A 17729-nucleotide genomic window follows, 5' to 3' on the forward strand; every position below is an offset into this window, starting at 1 on the left:
CGGAAATCCGATCAGCCCGCCAGCAACCACACACCCGTTGCCGCAGAAGCTGCACCTGCGATGCGCACCAGCGGTGCTGCCGCCTGAGGCAATACGCGAACCACGGCATAACCTGCCGCATGCAAGGCTGCAGTCGCTGCCACGAAGCCTGCTGCGTAAGCCCATGGGCTGGACATGTCCGGAAGCTCAAGGCCATGCGCCACACCGTGGAACAACGCAAACAGTGCTGTCGCTGCAACGGCCAGTGCCAAGGGCGGACGCACTGCCAGTGCCACAGCCAGACCCAGCGCCAGTACCGACGCGGCAATGCCGCTTTCCAGTGCTGGCAGGTTCAGACCTTCAAAGCCCAGCACGCCGCCGATCAGCATGGTGCCGACGAAAGTGCAGGGCAGCGCCCAGCGTGCGGAACCTTGCTGTTGTGCGGCCCACAAGCCGACGGCAAGCATTGCCAGCAAATGATCCAGACCGCCAATCGGGTGGCTGATACCCGCTATCAGACCGTTATCGCCATGACCGGGGTGGGCCAGCGCCAGGGTCGGGATCAGCAGCAGCGCGAGGGCGCCAAGGGCTTTTTTGTAGTTCATCGACGGGTTCCTTTTGGTTGTGAATTCAGGCGCCTGCAGTGAGCAGACCCTGGCGTTCAATGAAGGCAATGATCTGTTCCAGACCCTGACCGGTTTTCTGGTTGCTGAACACGAACGGCTTTTCGCCACGCATCCTGCGCGTGTCGCTGTCCATCATTTCCAGTGACGCGCCCACCAGCGGTGCGAGGTCTATCTTGTTGATTACCAGCAGATCGGACTTGCAGATACCCGGGCCACCTTTGCGAGGCAGTTTGTCGCCTGCCGATACGTCGATCACGTAAATCGTCAGGTCGGAAAGCTCCGGGCTGAACGTTGCGGAAAGGTTATCGCCACCGGATTCGACAATGATCAGGTCCAGGCCCTCAAAGCGGCGATTGAGCTGGTCAACCGCCTCCAGGTTGATCGACGCGTCTTCACGAATTGCGGTATGCGGGCAACCACCGGTTTCAACGCCGATGATGCGCTCAGGGGCCAGTGCCTCGTTGCGCACCAGAAAGTCAGCGTCTTCGCGGGTATAGATATCGTTGGTCACGACCGCCAGGTTATAGCGGTCGCGCAATGCCAGGCACAGCGCCAGGGTCAGGGCTGTCTTGCCGGACCCTACCGGGCCACCGATGCCGACGCGCAGAGGTTGGCTGTTCATTGAGTTCTCCATAAATACTGATCAGGACCGGAATAACCGGCTGTATTGACGTTCATGCGCCATGCTCGCCAGGGACAGGCCGAAGGCTGCGCTGCCGGCATGGTGGGTATCTTGTCGGGTGGCATTGACCTGCGCTTGCTGCAGTAACGGCAACAGCTCGCTGGTCAGGCGTTGCGCAGCTTGCTGGCCGAGTGGCAGGGTTTTCATCAGCACGGCCAGCTGGTTTTCCAGCCAGCTCCACAGCCATGCGGCCAGCGCGTCTTGCGGGCTGATCTGCCAGGCACGTGCGGCCAGCGCCCAGCCCAGGGCCAGGTGCGGCTCTGCAGTCTGTTCAAGAAAGTGGCGCGCATCGCGATCCAGCTCAGGCAGGCCATTGAGCAGTTGTTGCAAGGAATAACCCATCTGCCGGCTTTCCTGATGCAGCTCGCGCGTTTCGCGGCTGGCGCGGTGTTGCTCGCTGACTTGCAGCAGTTGGCCCCAGTCACCGGCTGACGCTGCTTCACAATGGGCCAGCAGCAAGGGTGCCTCAAAGCGAGCGAGATTGAGCAACAGCTGATCGCTTATCCAGCGCCCTGCAGTCTGCGGGTCCACCACGATGGACTGCTCCACGGCCATTTCCAGCCCTTGTGAATAGCTGTAGCCGCCAATCGGCAGCTGCGGGCTGGCCAGACGCAAAAGCGCCCAGGCGCTGTTCACTTGCGCACGCCGAACTGGTGCATGCGCGGCGGATAGTTGAAATCCTCTTCGCCTGCACGCGAGTGGTGATGCCCGCCGCCATAGGCACCATGTTCCGGCTGGAACGGCGCTTCGATGGTTTCGACGGTGGCACCGAGTTGATCGAGCATAGCCTTGAGCACGTAGTCATCGAGCAGGCGCAACCAGCCGTCGCCGACCTGCAGGGCTACGTGACGATTGCCGAGATGATAGGCCGCGCGGGTCAGTTCGAAGGTGCTGCTGCAAGTAACGTGCATCAGCTTTTCCGGGCGAGCGCAGACACGTACCACGCGGCCATCTTCGGCCTGTAGAAACTCGCCATCGCGCAGGGGCGATTGACCGCGTTGCAGAAACAGGCCGACGTCTTCGTTTTCCGCACTGAAGCAGCGCAGGCGACTCTTGCTGCGTGCCTCGAAATTCAAATGCAGCTCGGCGGCCCATTCGGCCTGAGGTTCGATTCGGTTGTGAATCACCAGCATTAGATAGCTTCCAGCCAATTGCGATGCTTCAAATCAGAGCAAGGGGCTTGCCAACAGGGCAGGCTGTAGGAAATCGCTGGCGGAAATGCCTTACTTTTTAATTGTGCACGGCCTTGCCTTGATCACTAATGGTGCGCAACGAAAAAAGCGACCTGTTTTGGTGCTCTAGCTGGCTTCAACTGACGCTCAATCGTGACTACCGAGCCCACGCCAGTGCCGTGCGCCGATAAAGATGAAGCGCAGTTGCTGGGTAATCTTGGCCTGAGGTGTCAGGTGCGGTGCAAGCGAAGCGGGTGGAGGGTCGATCAGTTCCGGCAGCATGGCGAACACGCTTTTGACCACAAGGTCGGCGATGATCGACAGCGCGTCAGCGTTCAGGTGCTGCCATTTGGGCATTTTTGCCAGGTCGGCCGTCAGGTCGGCGCTGATGCCCTCGCGCAAAGCCCCCAGCGCCTGACGCACTTTAAGAGAGCCGCCATACTGTTCACGGGCCAGAAACAGAAACTGCGAGCGATTGGCCGCTACACGCTCTAGAAATATCTTCACCGACGCGCGAATCAGCCCGCCCATGGCGAATTCATTGTGGCGCACCAGCCGGATGGTTTCGCGGAAGGTCTGGCCGACCTCACTCACCAGCGCCAGGCCCAACTGGTCCATGTCTTCGAAGTGGCGATAAAACCCGGTCGGCACGATGCCCGCCGTGCGCGCCACTTCCCGCAGGCTCAGGCTGCCGAAGCCGCGCCCGCTTTCCATCAACTGATGGGCAGCATCAAGCAAGGCTCTTCGGGTCTGTTGTTTCTGTTCGGCGCGGGGCAGCATGGCTCAAACGATTCTTGGATTAGGCTGGGCTGCACTTTAGCAAATGCGCTTTACCTGCGTCGAAAGGGTTTTCATTCAGACTCTTTTACGTGCGCTGCAGCGCGGGTGCTGGCCTTTGGTGCGATTTCGTATTCAAATCAAACCCTCGGCGCGTTTGTCAGTCGAACATTCATGTCGTATTCAGCGCGCCAGGGTCGGGGCGCTGTTTTCTGGAGAGTCACGCATGACGCGCAGCCGCAAGATTTTCGCCTGGACAGGTGCCACGTTATTGGTGGTGCTGGCCATACTGGTCATTGTGCTTGTCACGTTCGACTGGAACCGCATCAAACCCACCCTCAATGAGAAAGTCAGCGAAGCGCTGCATCGCCCGTTCGCCATCAATGGTGACCTGGATGTGCGCTGGACGCGCGAGCCCGAACTCGGCGGCTGGCGTGCCTGGGTGCCGTCGCCGCACTTCGTGGCCGATGACCTGACACTGGGTAATCCCGAGTGGTCGAAAACTCCGCAGATGGTCACTCTCAAGCACGTTGAGTTTCGTCTTTCGCTGTTGCCGCTGCTGGCTCAGCAAGTGGTCATCCCGCGTATCGATTTGACCGGTCCAGAGGCAAAGCTTGAGCGGCTGGCCGATGGTCGCGCCAACTGGGTGTTCGATCTGCCCAAATCCGACCCGAACGCTGAACCTTCCAAGTGGGTGGTGGATATCGGGGCCATCAAGTTCGACAAGGGGCTGGTGAGTTTCAATGACCAGACACTGAATGCCAATCTGGATGTGGTGATTGACCTGCTCGGCAAGCCGATCCCGTTCAGCGAAATCGTTGGCAGCAAGGAAGCGCAAAAGGCCCAGAAAAAGGGCGCAGTACCTCAGGACTATGCGTTTGGTCTGGCTGTAACAGGCCAGTACCATGGTCAGAAACTGAGCGGCACCGGCAAGGTGGGTGGCCTTCTCGCACTCAAGGATGCCAGTCAGCCTTTCCCGGTGCAGGCCGATGTGAAGGTCGGTGATACCCACGCGGTCATCGCCGGGACCCTGACCGACCCACAGAACCTGGGTGCGCTGGATCTGCGCCTCAAACTTTCCGGCGCGAGCCTGAGCAATCTGTACCCGCTGACCGGCGTGACCCTGCCGGACTCTCCGGCTTACTCCACCGATGGCCGCCTGATCGCCAAACTGCATGACCCGGCAGGAGCCAACTTTCGTTACGAAGGCTTCAACGGCAAGATCGGCAACAGCGATATCCACGGCGATCTGGGTTACGTCGCCAGCCAGCCACGGCCGAAGCTGAGCGGCGTGCTGGTGTCCAATCAGTTGTTGTTCAGCGACCTCGCGCCGCTGATTGGTGCGGACTCGAATGCCGCTCAGAAAAAGCGCGGTGGCGAGAGCAAGCAGCCATCGGGCAAAGTCCTGCCCGTAGAAGAATTTCAGACCGACCGCTGGCGCGCGATGGATGCCGACGTGGAGTTCACCGGCAAGCGCATTGTGCAAAGCCCGGACTTACCGTTCACCGACCTGTATACCCATCTGATTCTCAACGATGGTCAATTGAGCCTGGAGCCGCTGCGCTTTGGAGTGGCAGGCGGCAAGCTGGATGCGGATATCCGCCTCGACGGCCGCAACAAGCCGTTGCAGGGCAGGGCGAAGCTGTCGGCGCGCAACTTCAAGCTCAAGCAGCTGTTCCCGACCTTTGAACCGATGAAAACCAGCTTCGGTGAGCTGAATGGCGATGCCGACATCAGTGGCGGAGGCAACTCGATTGCCGCTTTGCTCGGCACCGCCAACGGTGAAATGAAAATGCTGGTCAACGACGGCGCGATCAGCCGTGGCCTGATGGAAATTGCCGGGCTCAACGTGGGCAACTACGTGGTGGGCAAGCTGTTTGGCGACAAGGACGTGAAGATCAATTGCGCGGCTTCTGATTTCGGCATCAAGGACGGCTTGGCGACCAGTCGGCTGTTCGTCTTCGATACCGAGAACGCCATCATCTACATCAATGGCACCGCAAACATGAAGACTGAGCAACTGGACCTGCAGATCAACCCGGAGTCCAAGGGCTTCCGCGTGTTCTCGTTACGCTCGCCACTGTACGTCAACGGCCCGTTCGCCAAGCCCAATGCAGGCGTGCAGTCTGGCCCGTTACTGCTACGCGGCGCCGGTATGGTTCTGCTCGGTGCAACCGTAGGCCCGGTGGCCGGTCTGCTGGCGCTGGTCGCGACCGGCGATAGCGCACCGAACCAATGCGGCCCGCTACTGGAGCAGATGCGCACCGGCAAGGCGCCGAAGACGGTGAAGTGATTGCACACTCAAGGATCAGCGGTGCGATGCAGATCTGTGACGCAGAGCGTCACGCAATGCATTCCGACGCTGGAGCGAGCGGAACGATAATCTCAACTATCGTGCGACGCTCCGCGTCGCATGCCGCTCTGGACGCTCCGCGTCCGGTCTTGATGCGCGGTGCGATGCAGGCTTGTGACGCAGAGCGTCACGATCGGCATGCAAAGGGAGCACAGGGAACGATAGTCGTGCGTCGATCACGCATTCCAGTTGTCCACAAAAAAGCCAGGACACAGGTCCTGGCTTTTCATTTGTCGCCGCTTGTTACAGGCCTTCGAGGATGTCCGACATGTCGTCGGCGTGTTCTTCTTCCTGAGCAAGGATCTCTTCAAAGATGCGGCGGGTGGTCGGATCGCTGTCACCGATGTACTGAATGATCTCGCGATAGCTGTCGACCGCGATGCGCTCGGCAACCAGATCTTCGTACACCATTTCCTTCAGCGTGTTGCCCGCAACGTATTGTGCGTGGGAGTTCTTCGACAGGAGGTCCGGGTTGAATTCCGGCTCGCCGCCCAGCTGCACGATGCGCTCGGCCAGCTTGTCGGCGTGCTGTGCTTTCTGTTCAGCGTGCTCCAGAAACTCGGCTGCCGCCACGCTCGCCTTGAGGCCGGACGCCATGTAGTAGTGGCGTTTGTAGCGCAGCACACAGACCAGCTCGGTCGCCAGTGACTCATTGAGCAGGCGCAGCACGGTTTCGCGGTCAGCGCTGTAACCTTCAGTCACAGCACCATTCTCAACGTTCTGGCGCGCACGCTGGCGCAGAGTATTTACATCGGAAAGCTGTGATTGCGGTGCAGAAATCATCATTTATCTCCAGGGTTCATCAGGTTTTGCTGTCCCGCTCTGTGTGTTGCCCGGCAGGATCAGCAAAGGTTGTGAGTGCTGGAGGAGGGGAAAAGTTTTATCGGATTTTCGCCGGTGCGGACGGTTGTGACTGAATGTAAAAATATAAGAAACGAGTGCAGAACGCTGCGGTCCCAACCATGAGACCCAAATAAATCGTGGAGATACACAATGCTTAAGTTTCTCGGAAGCACCGTCGGCATCATCTTTCTGATCGGCCTGGTCGTGGTCATCGCCCTGTTCAAGCTGGTTTTCTAAGCGTCAACCTGCTGGTTGGCGTGGTCACTGCGCTCTGAAGGATTCTTTGGGGCGCGGTAATGATTTTTTAGAAATGGACTGGGCGTCAGACGCTGCTCGTTAGAGGTATTTGGTCCAGAAATAAAATATCACGGATGCCGTCATGGCTAGCATGCCGATCATCCACGCCGCCAGAATGCGCACTTTGAGCTCCGCAGGAAAGTTTTTAAGATCCTGAGGATCGACGAGTTTCCTTCTGATAAGCAGGCCCGGCGTCGATAAAACCAATGCAGCCATCCAAAGGCGCTGTACTTTGCTGCGTAAATCATCACCTGCATACAGTCGCTTATAATCATTTACAAACTGACAGTTCGATAGGTGTGACTCGACAGTGTCGATGTACCGATGTGCTGTATATGCCATTGTAATCAAATTTAGAAATACTGAAGCCATGATGATGCCGGCTATGATGCCAGGCTCTACAGTGTTCAATACGTTGGCTCCCTGTTTGAGCTGATTTTTTGCGACTCTGAACTTTAGATGATGTGAGAATTACAATGCCCTGAAGCTTAATCAGTGCGCTAGAAGATGACTCGGCGCTGCGGCGCACGCCAATGGAATTGTCCGGGTATTAGTAATCTCCTCTTGAGATGGCCAGTGAATTTGTTCAACTCATCTGCATCAGTCAGCCTTTAAGTTTGCCGGGTAAGCCACCTGCGTACAGTACTTTTCGGTTTGATGAGACGAATGAGGATTTTGGTAGCTGTGATTCGATTCCACCTGTGTAAATGTGCGCTACATAAATAATAGAGGGCAAGCTGAGCGCCATAATTGTAAAGATAATAATGTCTGCTAATCCTGACTCGATACTGGTCAATTTTTGATCTCGTCTAGTACCTTAAAGTCCTAGGTAGTGTCCGGCGATTCTGAGCGCCATCATCGCTGTGAATAAAATAAAGGTTATGGTTGTCGGAATGATCAAGAGGTTTTTGTAACGTGCTGGAAGGCGTTCAACCTCCGAGGCATCAATGATTCCTCTTCTGGCGCTTAGTTTTGGTAACATTAGCACTACTGAAATAACGCCGCCGCGCATAACCTTTCCGAGCAGGCCTCCACCCGACCATGCCTCTCTAATGGTCTGTACGGAAGAGCAGTTTGGTAGCTGCTCCTCAATGATCTCAACGTACTTATGCGCAATGATAGCGGTGGCGAAAAGGTTGAGTATCATAGGTACCATTATGAGTATACCGATCAAGCCTACTGGGATATTTGTCATTTTGAAACTGCCTCATAAATGTACTCTCCAATTCGCTCGCCGACCCATTGGCCTCCTTCTCCGCCTACCCATCCTCCAGCTGCACCCCCGATTATAGTGCAAGCCAGTGCCCCAGGCCCTGTTGTGATACCTAGCGCCACAAGACATATACCGCCAGCTATGTACCCACCCCCAGCCCCGCTAACAGTGGAGCCTCCGATACTAAACAGTAATGAGCTCCCCTCCACATATTTCGCCCTTTGACATTGCTCCTCGCGGCCTACCGTACAGGCCTTATGAATCGAAAGCCCTGTGGCGCCCACCTCAAGCGCAGTCCCTATATACGTTCCTCTCTTGATCCATTTGGAGGCTTTGGCCACGCCAGATACCTTGTCAGCGTATCCCGCGATTTCTCCTGTGTGCATGTAGCTATTAGTCGAAAGTCCAAGCAGTCGTTTGATCGAGCCTTCGTTGCGCAGTCCGGATCCATACGCCAGAAAATTGTTCAGCAGCTTATCAAGCTTCATGAACAACTCAGTTCGTTTGGCGTAGAAAGCGTCTCGTTGGGTCATCGTGCCGGAGCCCATGTGTTCCCGATAAAGTTTTTCGATCTGTTGAAGGGCTTTCTTGATCTCGTCCATATGCTTGGCCCAGCCATCACTCGTGGCGCCTATCCCCATGGACGTATAAGAAATCGTCTGCTTGAGCAACTCAAAATTCTCAAGAAAAAAGTCATCTCCCTCCACGCCATTCACCAGCAACGCTGTATGCACTTCCGCAGCCTTGGCCATCAGGAAGGCTTCCTGGGCGGTAGACGAGGACGTGGACGCGTCGCCGACGATGACCAGCTCACCGGCCAGTACGACGCCGCCCGAGATGTGGGAATTGAGGGCGACGAATTTGGCTTTGGCATTCTTTGGCAGCGCAAGGTTGGCGTTCAAAGAATCGAAGGTCTGTGTTCTGGAGTTGATGAAGGATCGTGCTTCGGCCATGGTCGTGCCTCACGAGTACTTTTTATTGTTGATCCGGTCCCAGCCGCCAGTCACGTTACCGCCTGCTGTGCCATCGACACGTTTCTGCAGGGTGTAGGTGGTTTTGATGCGGCCGTAATTGAGCTGTACGATTTCGATGGGGATGCCCGCGCTTGCGCTCTGGGTGTAGTCGGCGATGATGACTTCCTCGAGAACCACTTCGTAGTATTTGAGCTTGTCGGTGCCTGCGCGGCAGAGTACCAGCTTCACTTCCTTGAGGTGCTGGCCTGCGCAGCTGGCTTCCATGAGCTTGCAACTGGCGCTGTCGAGGTATTTGGTAAACGTGAAGTTGGTCATGGTGGTGCGACCGGATGAAGCGCCGCCCGAGGAACTGGCGGTGGCAGAGGTGCTTTGGTTGACGCCAAAGTTATAGCCGGTGATTTCGATCCACTTGCTGTACTTCTCGTCCAGCGCCTCGCCCGGGATGTCTGCGATCTGAATAAAAGCGTCGAAAGCCATATGAACCTTTCCTTGGTCATTAGTGATGCGGTGTAGTGATTTTAAGATGAGTGGCTATGACAGCAAATTTGTACATGGGTTTCAAGGCGCAAGCGGTGGTTTGAAACGCAATGTCTAATGACGGGTTTAATACTTAAACATCAAAATAGAAATGCCCGGCGCATTGCGCGTCGGGCGTCTGTAAGTTATTTCCGTTACATCGCTTTTTCGTTTTTCTCGCGTTGTTCGCAGGTCATGAAACCTTTGTTGGTCACGCGACCGTCGCTGTTGAAGCTGACGTGGTAAACCTGTTTGTGGCCATCTTTGGCCAGGACGTAATTGTTGCAGGTGCCTGGGTTGACCTTACGCTCGATGGTGCTCGACGGCTCGCCGCCGATGGTCAGGACCTGCTGGCGCGTCATGCCGTTCTCAACCTGCTTGACCAGCGGTTCGTTGCGATAAGTGACGTAATCCACCGGGTTCTGCACGGTTGTGTTACTGCAGCCGGCCATCGTCGCCAATACAAAAGTCGCCGCGAAGATTTTCTTGTACATCGTCATTGCTCCACATGTCAGAGCCGGTCTTGGCCCGGTAGCGCTTTGAGCAGGAAACCGGGCTAAGAGTTCGAAAAAAAGATGGCGATACGGCAGTACCTCTCGCGACAATCCCTGACCGCGAGGTGGCCCTTTGAATATTCGCCAGCACGTTCCCGAAACCGCGAGGTCAATCTGATGGCACGGTCGGACATTAGGGTCCGGCCCTGGGCTCGGTCATCGGTTGTCGGACCGTAGTTCGTTAATCAGCCGCTCCTCAGTGACGGCCAGGAAGATGCGATGAGCGATAAAGAACTGTATGAAATCGAGTACACCTTGCTGGGCGAGCACCACGTAGACGTCATCGAGAATCTGGATGTGCCCATCATCGAAGTGGTACACGAGCTGGCGCTCAAGCACCATGTCGAGCTGGACGATCTTTCAGTCGGTGAAGCCGGCATGGCTCACGCCGCCGGAATCACCGATGTGTCGATTCATAGTGTGGAGGGCAGTGAGGGCAGCGCGACTGCCTAACTCGTCTTTGACCGCAGCGGGGTCGTCCAGCGTTCTGCAAGGATGACGCCGCACAGGGTCAGCGCTCCGCCGAACAGGTGATAGAGCGCAAGTTGTTCGCCCAGCGTCGCCGCGGCGATCAATGCCGTGGCGATCGGCATCAGGTTGAAGAACAGCGTTGTGCGGCTGGGCCCCAGACGCATGATCGAGGTCATCCACAACCATGGCGCAAGCATGGAAGTCGGAATGGCTGCATACAGCACCATCGGAATGTTGCTGGCATTCAAGCCGGTTTTTGCCGACAGGATAAAAGGCGGCAGCAACACGATAAGCGCCAGCAGAATCTGTACGTAAAGCAATTGCAGGGGCGGCAGGCACAATTGCCACTTCTTCAGCAGCGTGCTGTAGACCGCGTACGACGCTGCGGCCACCAGCACCATCGCATCGCCCCGATTGACGCCATGATCGATCAGCCCAGCGGGATTGCCCGCCGACACCACCACTACCACTCCCACGAATGACAGCACAGCGCCCAGCAGTGCGCCACGGGTCAGGCGATTGCCCAGGCAGGCTATCGACAGCCCCAGCGCCATCATGGGCACCAGCGACTGAATGATCCCCATGTTGGTGGCGGTCGTCAGGCTTGCAGCGAAATACGCCAGGCTTTGATACATCGCAGTGCCGAGCACGGCAAGAATGAAAATTTTACCCAGCACCGGTTTGATCGCGGCGCGATTTGCCCAGACAGGCCTGAGCATGAAGGGTGTGAACAGCAAGCCTGCCAGCGCCCAGCGATAAAAGCCTATTTCAGCCGGAAAGATCACTCCGGCAGACGCCTTGGTGACGGCCGTATTGATCGCCCAGATAAGGACTGTAATCAGTGGAAAAGCGTATTGCATGAGGGAATCATCGTTAAAGCGAGGCGTAATTATCCGCCTGTTGGTCGAGAATGCCAGCGGCGATGCAGTGTGCCCCGTCATGGGTCGGAACATCTGACTACACTGAATCACAGCCTGCGCCGTCCGGTGCGGTGGTTCTGGAGAGTGGATCGATGAAGAAGCTCGGTATTCCTTTATTGCTCGTTGGCTTGATGCTGTCTGCTCAGGGGTTCGCGGCGACTGCGCAGCAGAACAAAATGACCACTTGTAATGCCGACGCCAGCGCCAAATCGCTTAAGGGCGATGAGCGCAAGGCGTTCATGAGCACTTGCCTGAAAGCGGCACCAACGCCGGCAGCTACCCAGCAGGACAAGATGAAGACCTGCAATGCGACCGCCAGTACTCAGGCACTCAAGGGCGACGCTCGCAAGAGTTTCATGAGCGATTGTCTCAAGAAGAAATAATTTTCCAGCCAGAGCCATCGCTACAGACAAGGCGCGCGGGTGCAGTAAACACTGCACTTTGGCGCCGTTATCGAGCCGATCATCGGGCAGATGATTGCGCCGCACTTTTTCCGGCTTTCGGATCACTGGTTCTCGACTGAGAAGGCTGGCAGACTGCCCACCTTCCTTGTGTTGCCCGTTGAGGGTCTATGCCAACGTTTTCTGCGCGTCAGGTGTTAATAGCCAGCTGGATTCTTGTATTTGGCGGTCTGTTATTGGTGTTGCCATTCAAGTTGCTGCCCAGCCTGCTGGCCGGACTGTTGGTGTTCGAACTGGTCAACATGCTGACCCCCAAGTTGCAGCGTCTGATCTCTGGCGAACGCGCCCGCTGGCTGGCGGTAGCGCTACTGGGTACTGTGGTGGTCAGCCTGCTGACACTGATTTTTGCCGGTGTCATCAGCTTTGTGCTGCACGAAGCCGAAAACCCCGGGGCCTCGCTGGACAAGTTCATGACCCTGGTGGATCGCGCGCGCGGTCAGCTGCCGCCGTTCATTGATGCCTATCTGCCTGCCAGTGCGGCGGAGTTTCAGGTCTCTCTTGGGCAGTGGCTGCAGAAGCACGTCGGCGAGTTGCAGTTGATCGGCAAGGGCGCAGCACACATGTTCGTTACCATGCTGATCGGCATGGTGCTGGGGGCAATCATCGCCTTGCAGCGTATTTCCGATGTCCATGCGCGCAAGCCGCTGGCGGCCGCACTGTTCGATCGTCTGTATCTGGTCAGTCGCGCATTTCGCAACATCGTTTTCGCCCAGATCAAGATTTCCCTGCTCAATACGGCGTTTACTTCGGTATTCCTGGCCATCGTCCTCCCGTTGTGCGGGATTCACCTGCCGCTGACCAAGACCCTGATCATCATGACCTTCCTGCTCGGCCTGTTGCCGGTGGTGGGTAACCTGATGTCGAATACGCTCATTTTCATTGTCGGCATGTCGATCTCGATCTGGGTAGCGCTGGCTGCGCTGGGTTACCTGATCGTGATTCACAAGGTCGAGTATTTCCTCAATGCACGCATCGTCGGCGGACAGATCAATGCCAAGTCGTGGGAGTTGCTGCTGGCGATGCTGCTGTTCGAAGCCGCATTCGGCCTGCCGGGTGTGGTGGCAGGGCCGATTTACTATGCGTATTTGAAGAGCGAACTGCAGAAGGAAGGGTTGGTCTAGGGCGCGTGGATATCTGACTGGCTAGAGTCTGCGTTGCGGCTGGAATCTGTGACGCAGGGCGTCACGAACGGCATTCCCACGCTGCAGCGTGAGGAACGATAGTTCTTTAACTACCGTGCCTGCGCTCCGAGTCATACCACTAGCCGTAGCGCTTCTTCGCTTCAATCGCCAGGCCGCTGCCGATGCTGCCGAAGATGTTGCCTTCGACGTGGCGGGCGTTGGGCAGCATGGCCGAGACGCTGTTGCGCAGGGCGGGGATGCCGCTGGAGCCGCCGGTGAAGAACACCGTGTTGACCTGTTCGACACTCACGCCCGCGTCGCTGAGCAAGTTCGTCACGCTGTTGCGCACGCGCTCAAGCTGAGCGTCGATTGCCGCCTCGAACATCACCCGGCTCAGGTCCACACTCAATCCTGCTTCCACCCGGTCCATTGGCAGATGGCGGTTTTCAGCGTGGGTCAGCTGGATTTTGGTTTCTTCCACTTCCATGGCCAGCCAGTGCCCGGCGCGCTGTTCGATCAGCTTGAACAGGCGGTCGATGCCACCCGTGTCTTCAATGTCATAACGCATGCTGCCCAGCGCCAGCTGCGACTTTTGCGAGTACACCGCATTGATGGTGTGCCAGGTCGCCAGGTTCATATGGTGGCTGGTCGGCATGTAGGCACCGCTTTTCATACGGCTGCCGTAACCGAACAGCGGCATCACGCCTTGCAGGCTCAGCTGCTTGTCGAAGTCGGTGCCGCCAATGTGCACGCCGCCCGTGGCAAGAATGTCCTGTTGGCGATCATCGTGCTGGCGTCGCTCGGGTGACAGGCGCACCAGCGAGAAGTCCGACGTACCGCCGCCGATGTCGACAATCAGTACCAGCTCTTCGTCTTTGATGGTGGATTCGTAGTCGAATGCCGCAGCAATAGGTTCGAACTGGAACGATACGTCCTTGAAGCCGATCTTGCGGGCCACTTCGGCCAGAGTGTCTTCGGCTTCCTGATCGGCCTGTGCATCGTCATCGACGAAATGCACCGGGCGGCCCAGTACCACTTGCTCGAACTCGCGTCCGGCCGTGTGCTCGGCGCGTTTTTTCAGCTCGCCGATAAACAGCGCCAGCAAATCCTTGAACGGCATCGCCGTGCCCAGCACGCTGGTGTCATGCTTGATCAGCTTTGAGCCCAGCAGGCTCTTGAGCGAGCGCATCAGGCGGCCTTCATAACCTTCCAGATACTCGTGCAGCGCCAAACGGCCATACACCGGGCGGCGCTCCTCCATATTGAAGAACACCACCGACGGTAGAGTAATCTTGTCGTCCTCCAGCGCGATCAACGATTCCACGCCGGGTCGTTGCCAGCCGACTGTGGAGTTGGACGTGCCGAAATCGATGCCGCAGGCACGGGCCGGGGATTGGTCATTCATGTCTTTTACGTTCCAGTCAAAAAACGGCCGCGCAGTTTATGTCAGCGCGCGCCAATTGCGTAGCGCGACACGTCGCTTATATTTACCTGACTGTATTTACCGTCAAGGCTTGAACTGAAGCCCGTTACCCCCAATCTTGAAGGGATTCTCGGTAGACCTGGCTGTCGAACACGATGTTGTCGAGTGATCGACCCGTCTGCAAAGACGGCCGGCTATCTATAAATTTTCGACGTTAGGTAATCCAGATACCTCGTAAATAGAGGGAGCTGGGCGCGTGACGCCAGCGTATCTGGCTTTGCCGGATAATTCGGATGGGTGATCGTTACATGGATTTCAAAGACTACTACAAGATACTTGACGTTGAGCCGACTGCGGACGACAAGGCGATCAAGACCGCCTATCGCAAACTGGCGCGCAAGTATCACCCTGACGTCAGCAAGGAAGCAGGCGCTGAAGACAAATTCAAGGAAGCGTCCGAAGCCTATGAAGTGCTCAGCAGCCCTGACAAGCGCGCCGAGTACGATGAGCTGCGCAAGTACGGTCGGCAGGGTCGTCCGTTCCAGACTCCGCCAGGCTGGCAAAGCCGGGCTGGCGCAGGCGCTGGAGGATTCGAGGAAACGGCAGACTTTTCAGAGTTTTTCAGCTCCATTTTCGGCGGCCGGCCACAGCAGGGCGGCCGTACCCGCAACCCCGGGCGTACCGGGCAGGACGTTGAGATGGAGCTGGCAGTCTTCCTTGAGGAGACCTTGTCGGGTGAATCCAAGCAGGTCAGTTTCAAGGTGCCGCAGCACAGCCCCAACGGGCAGCGCATGAGCGATATCACCAAGACCCTGAATGTGAAGATTCCAGCGGGCGTCGTTGACGGCGAGCGCATTCGTCTCAAGGGCCAGGGCGCGCCTGGAGTGGGCGGGGGTGCCAATGGCGATCTGTACCTGATCATTCGCCTTGCACCGCACCCTCTGTTCGAGGTCGAGGGCCATGATCTGGTCATCACCGTTCCACTGGCACCCTGGGAAGCAGTGCTGGGCACCAAGGTGGCGGTACCGACGCTGAACAGCAGGATCAACCTGACCATCCGCCCGGACAGTCAGAACGGTCAGCGTCTGCGGATCAAGGGTAACGGCTTGATGAACAAGAGTGGCGAGCGGGGCGACCTTTACGCCCAGCTGAAAATCGTCGTGCCCAAGCACACCGACGAGGCAACCCGGGCACTCTGGCAGAAACTGGCAGACAGTTCGTCGTTCGATCCTCGCGCGCAGTGGAAGGGTTGAGCATAGCGGTCTTGCGATTCTGTCTTTTCTGAATGGGCTGATGCGCCACCCGCATCAGCAGGCAATCAGCCTCGCTCAGTTTTTCGGCAGCACCACATTGAAGGTCGTGCCCTCACCAATGGTCGAGGTCACAGTGATGCTGCCACCGTGGGCGTTGACCACTTCCTTGACGATGAACAGGCCAAGACCCAGGCTGGTCGATGTACCGCGTGTTTCGCTGTTTTCCTCGGTGCTGCGCACCAGCGGATCGAAGATCGTCCCGATAGCGTCTTCGGCAATCGGCTTGCCTTCGTTGTGTACCACCAATATCACCGCTTTCTCGGCACCCGTAACACTGACCGTTATCTCGTGACTGGCCGCACCGTGCTGCAGGGCGTTGCCGATCAGGTTCTGTAGCATCTGGCTGATCCGCCCGGCGTCCCAGTGCCCCTTGGTGTTGCCTTCGATGTTCAGCACCGGAACAGAGTCCGGTCGCCCGGCGCAGGCTTCCTCGATGGCTTCACGGCAAGCACTGGCCAAATCCATGTATTTGCGTTCAACCGGTAGCCCGGCGCCCAAGCGACTGCGCACGAATTCCAGCAGATCGCTGACCATCGAGCCCATATGGCGGGTGCTGGTCTGGATACGTGAAACATAGGACTGGGTCTTTTCGTCCAGCGCTATCTTGCGTGCCAGCAATTCCGTCGACATGCTGACGGCCTGCAGCGGCGCGCGCAGATCGTGACCCAGAATGGCAAGAAATATATCCCGTGAACGGCCAACCCGTTCCGCATAGGCAGCGGTGGATTCGGCAAGCGCCTCGTCGATGGCTTCGTTGAAACGAATCACGTCCTGAAAATCGGCCAGTTGCGGCGCTGCCAGGCTTTCTACCCAGAGGCGGATGACGCTGGCGCGCAGATGGCGAAATTCCGACGTCATCTGCACCAGATCAAAGCCGACCTCATGACGCAACTCGCCATGGCTGCTGGCTGCTTCGTCCAGGCTTGGCGTCTTGTTCAGCTCTTCGCCTCTGGCCTTGGCAATCTCCTCGCTTTTGCTCTGCACAGTTTTCATGTCCCGTGCAGCTGCGAGCAGAATCGATTTGGCGTGATCGCGCAGCTCCAGCTTGCTCATCGAGTCGGCGGCAGGTTTCAGAGTCCTGGCGAAGTCTTCCCATTCATCGACAATGCGATCCACATGAACAACGATGAACTCGGAAAGGCGCATGGCCGACTACCTTGTTGGAGGAGCGTGACGGAAGATGGCGCATATTATCGCTTTTACATGACACGACAAACAGGGCGTTTACTGTCATTTCTGTCAGTAGACTCCCTTTTTTTGCAGGCCTATGTTCAATCAGCGATTAATTGAATGAGGGGCCTGAACATGAGTGTCATCACTGCTACCGATTCAACCTTCCAGAAAGAGGTTGTCGATGCCAGCTGCCACAGGCTTGTGGCGGTGGAGTTCTCGACGAAAGGAAAAGTCAGTAAACGAGGTGATCAAAACGCCAGCGCCAGAATGGATGCCATTTTTGATGCGCTGGAAGAGAAATACGCCGAAAAGGTAAGCCTGATCAGAGTAGAGATCGAGCTGGATTCGGATCTCAAAGACTCTTTGAACCCCGTGACTTCGAACGAGTACGAGATAAATCACGGTCCGACGATGGTTTTTTTCAAGGATGGCAAAAGAGTACGGGAAGACCTTGTAGGGCAGCAAACCAGGGAGCGGATGGTGCAAGTGCTGGATGAGTTGCTACTCACCTCATAACCGGAGATTCAGCATGTTGAAGACAGAGTTTGCAGCGTTCGTCGAAGAGCAGATCGCGCTGGCGGGGGAGATACTGGCAGATGCAAAAGTAAGCAAACGGAACTATATGTCGGGAGGCAAACTCAGCGTTTTTCTTGCTCTGCATCGGGTGTTGCAGGGTAAACCGACTGAACAGGATCTGGGCATGTTCGACGCCATCAACGACTCGCTGCAGTCGTTGCAGATACTGAACTCTAAAGAGACATTCCTGGAGCGTCTTGAGCCTTAGGGCTTTAATCCAGTTTGTACGTCAATCCAGTTTGTACGTCGAGCAGCAGGGGCTCAACAAGAGCCCCCACTTTCGAG

The 17729-nt window shown here is 56.9% G+C and carries 22 protein-coding genes; 8 read left to right on the forward strand and 14 right to left on the reverse strand.

Annotated features, from left to right (window positions below; translation table 11 throughout):
• Positions 1 to 11 precede the first annotated feature (11 nt).
• From AC4ANK_RS04940 to AC4ANK_RS04960, 5 genes are all read right to left on the reverse strand, one after another.
• Positions 12 to 584, reverse strand: a complete 573-nt coding sequence (locus AC4ANK_RS04940) for a HupE/UreJ family protein (RefSeq protein ID WP_002555422.1) — start codon at positions 582 to 584, stop codon at positions 12 to 14.
• Positions 585 to 609: 25 nt separating this feature from the next.
• A complete protein-coding gene (gene ureG, locus AC4ANK_RS04945; RefSeq protein ID WP_002555421.1) occupies positions 610 to 1227 on the reverse strand; it encodes an urease accessory protein UreG in 618 nt (205 codons plus the stop codon).
• A gap of 21 nt (positions 1228 to 1248) precedes the next feature.
• Positions 1249 to 1923, reverse strand: coding sequence for an urease accessory protein UreF (locus tag AC4ANK_RS04950; RefSeq protein ID WP_002555420.1), 675 nt, complete (start codon positions 1921 to 1923; stop codon positions 1249 to 1251).
• Positions 1920 to 2420 carry an urease accessory protein UreE gene (gene ureE / locus AC4ANK_RS04955; protein ID WP_002555419.1) on the reverse strand — a complete coding sequence of 167 codons (501 nt, stop codon included), beginning with the start codon at positions 2418 to 2420 and terminating at the stop codon, positions 1920 to 1922. Before ureE ends, AC4ANK_RS04950 begins: the two co-directional genes overlap by 4 nt.
• Before the next feature lie 186 nt (positions 2421 to 2606).
• Positions 2607 to 3239: a TetR family transcriptional regulator gene (locus tag AC4ANK_RS04960; RefSeq protein WP_002555418.1), complete on the reverse strand. Its 633-nt coding sequence runs from the start codon at positions 3237 to 3239 to the stop codon at positions 2607 to 2609.
• Between the two features lie 223 nt (positions 3240 to 3462).
• Between AC4ANK_RS04960 and AC4ANK_RS04965 the strand changes: the two genes are divergently transcribed.
• The gene (locus AC4ANK_RS04965) at positions 3463 to 5529 is read left to right on the forward strand and encodes an AsmA family protein (protein WP_002555417.1); all 2067 of its coding nucleotides are present in this window, start codon (positions 3463 to 3465) and stop codon (positions 5527 to 5529) included.
• 303 nt (positions 5530 to 5832) lie between these two features.
• Here the strand turns inward: AC4ANK_RS04965 and AC4ANK_RS04970 are convergent, their stop codons facing one another.
• Entirely contained in the window at positions 5833 to 6372 is a 540-nt protein-coding gene (locus tag AC4ANK_RS04970) for a ferritin-like domain-containing protein (protein ID WP_002555416.1), read from the reverse strand.
• A 210-nt stretch (positions 6373 to 6582) separates the two neighbouring features.
• On the opposite strand from AC4ANK_RS04970, the gene AC4ANK_RS04975 reads away from it, so the two are divergent.
• A complete protein-coding gene (locus AC4ANK_RS04975) occupies positions 6583 to 6669 on the forward strand; it encodes a small membrane protein YohP (protein ID WP_441344152.1) in 87 nt (28 codons plus the stop codon).
• Between the two features lie 99 nt (positions 6670 to 6768).
• Here the strand turns inward: AC4ANK_RS04975 and AC4ANK_RS04980 are convergent, their stop codons facing one another.
• The 5 genes from AC4ANK_RS04980 to osmE form a co-directional block, all read right to left on the reverse strand.
• Positions 6769 to 7140 carry a hypothetical protein gene (locus tag AC4ANK_RS04980; RefSeq protein WP_005730426.1) on the reverse strand — a complete coding sequence of 124 codons (372 nt, stop codon included), beginning with the start codon at positions 7138 to 7140 and terminating at the stop codon, positions 6769 to 6771.
• A 406-nt stretch (positions 7141 to 7546) separates the two neighbouring features.
• Positions 7547 to 7924, reverse strand: coding sequence for a hypothetical protein (locus tag AC4ANK_RS04985; RefSeq protein ID WP_031598332.1), 378 nt, complete (start codon positions 7922 to 7924; stop codon positions 7547 to 7549).
• Positions 7921 to 8895, reverse strand: a complete 975-nt coding sequence (locus tag AC4ANK_RS04990; RefSeq protein ID WP_002555415.1) for a hypothetical protein — start codon at positions 8893 to 8895, stop codon at positions 7921 to 7923. The genes AC4ANK_RS04985 and AC4ANK_RS04990 overlap by 4 nt, the downstream gene beginning before the upstream one ends.
• Positions 8896 to 8904: 9 nt before the next feature.
• Positions 8905 to 9393: an Hcp family type VI secretion system effector gene (locus AC4ANK_RS04995; protein WP_002555414.1), complete on the reverse strand. Its 489-nt coding sequence runs from the start codon at positions 9391 to 9393 to the stop codon at positions 8905 to 8907.
• A gap of 194 nt (positions 9394 to 9587) precedes the next feature.
• Entirely contained in the window at positions 9588 to 9926 is a 339-nt protein-coding gene (gene osmE / locus AC4ANK_RS05000) for an osmotically-inducible lipoprotein OsmE (RefSeq protein WP_002555413.1), read from the reverse strand.
• Between the two features lie 279 nt (positions 9927 to 10205).
• On the opposite strand from osmE, the gene AC4ANK_RS05005 reads away from it, so the two are divergent.
• Positions 10206 to 10439 carry a hypothetical protein gene (locus AC4ANK_RS05005; RefSeq protein ID WP_002555412.1) on the forward strand — a complete coding sequence of 78 codons (234 nt, stop codon included), beginning with the start codon at positions 10206 to 10208 and terminating at the stop codon, positions 10437 to 10439.
• Here the strand turns inward: AC4ANK_RS05005 and AC4ANK_RS05010 are convergent.
• A complete protein-coding gene (locus AC4ANK_RS05010) occupies positions 10436 to 11317 on the reverse strand; it encodes a DMT family transporter (protein WP_002555411.1) in 882 nt (293 codons plus the stop codon). The two genes, AC4ANK_RS05005 and AC4ANK_RS05010, sit on opposite strands and share 4 nt — an antisense overlap.
• Before the next feature lie 152 nt (positions 11318 to 11469).
• On the opposite strand from AC4ANK_RS05010, the gene AC4ANK_RS05015 reads away from it, so the two are divergent.
• Complete coding sequence (locus AC4ANK_RS05015; RefSeq protein ID WP_005732120.1) at positions 11470 to 11760, forward strand: PsiF family protein; 291 nt, start codon at positions 11470 to 11472, stop codon at positions 11758 to 11760.
• A 188-nt stretch (positions 11761 to 11948) separates the two neighbouring features.
• Complete coding sequence (locus AC4ANK_RS05020; RefSeq protein WP_002555409.1) at positions 11949 to 12959, forward strand: AI-2E family transporter; 1011 nt, start codon at positions 11949 to 11951, stop codon at positions 12957 to 12959.
• Between the two features lie 139 nt (positions 12960 to 13098).
• On the opposite strand, the gene AC4ANK_RS05025 is transcribed toward AC4ANK_RS05020, so the two are convergent.
• Complete coding sequence (locus AC4ANK_RS05025; protein WP_002555408.1) at positions 13099 to 14364, reverse strand: Hsp70 family protein; 1266 nt, start codon at positions 14362 to 14364, stop codon at positions 13099 to 13101.
• Between the two features lie 326 nt (positions 14365 to 14690).
• Between AC4ANK_RS05025 and cbpA the strand changes: the two genes are divergently transcribed.
• Positions 14691 to 15635: a curved DNA-binding protein gene (gene cbpA, locus AC4ANK_RS05030; RefSeq protein WP_002555407.1), complete on the forward strand. Its 945-nt coding sequence runs from the start codon at positions 14691 to 14693 to the stop codon at positions 15633 to 15635.
• A 75-nt stretch (positions 15636 to 15710) separates the two neighbouring features.
• Here the strand turns inward: cbpA and AC4ANK_RS05035 are convergent, their stop codons facing one another.
• Positions 15711 to 16841 (reverse strand): sensor histidine kinase, encoded by a 1131-nt coding sequence (locus AC4ANK_RS05035; RefSeq protein ID WP_002555406.1) that lies wholly within the window; start codon positions 16839 to 16841, stop codon positions 15711 to 15713.
• A 159-nt stretch (positions 16842 to 17000) separates the two neighbouring features.
• Here AC4ANK_RS05035 and AC4ANK_RS05040 point away from each other — a divergent pair, with 159 nt between their 5' ends.
• A complete protein-coding gene (locus AC4ANK_RS05040; protein ID WP_031597718.1) occupies positions 17001 to 17384 on the forward strand; it encodes a thioredoxin family protein in 384 nt (127 codons plus the stop codon).
• A gap of 13 nt (positions 17385 to 17397) precedes the next feature.
• Positions 17398 to 17652: a hypothetical protein gene (locus tag AC4ANK_RS05045; protein ID WP_031597719.1), complete on the forward strand. Its 255-nt coding sequence runs from the start codon at positions 17398 to 17400 to the stop codon at positions 17650 to 17652.
• The last annotated feature ends 77 nt before the right edge of the window (positions 17653 to 17729 follow it).

The sequence above is a fragment of the Pseudomonas sp. Pmew2 genome (genome assembly GCF_058129885.1).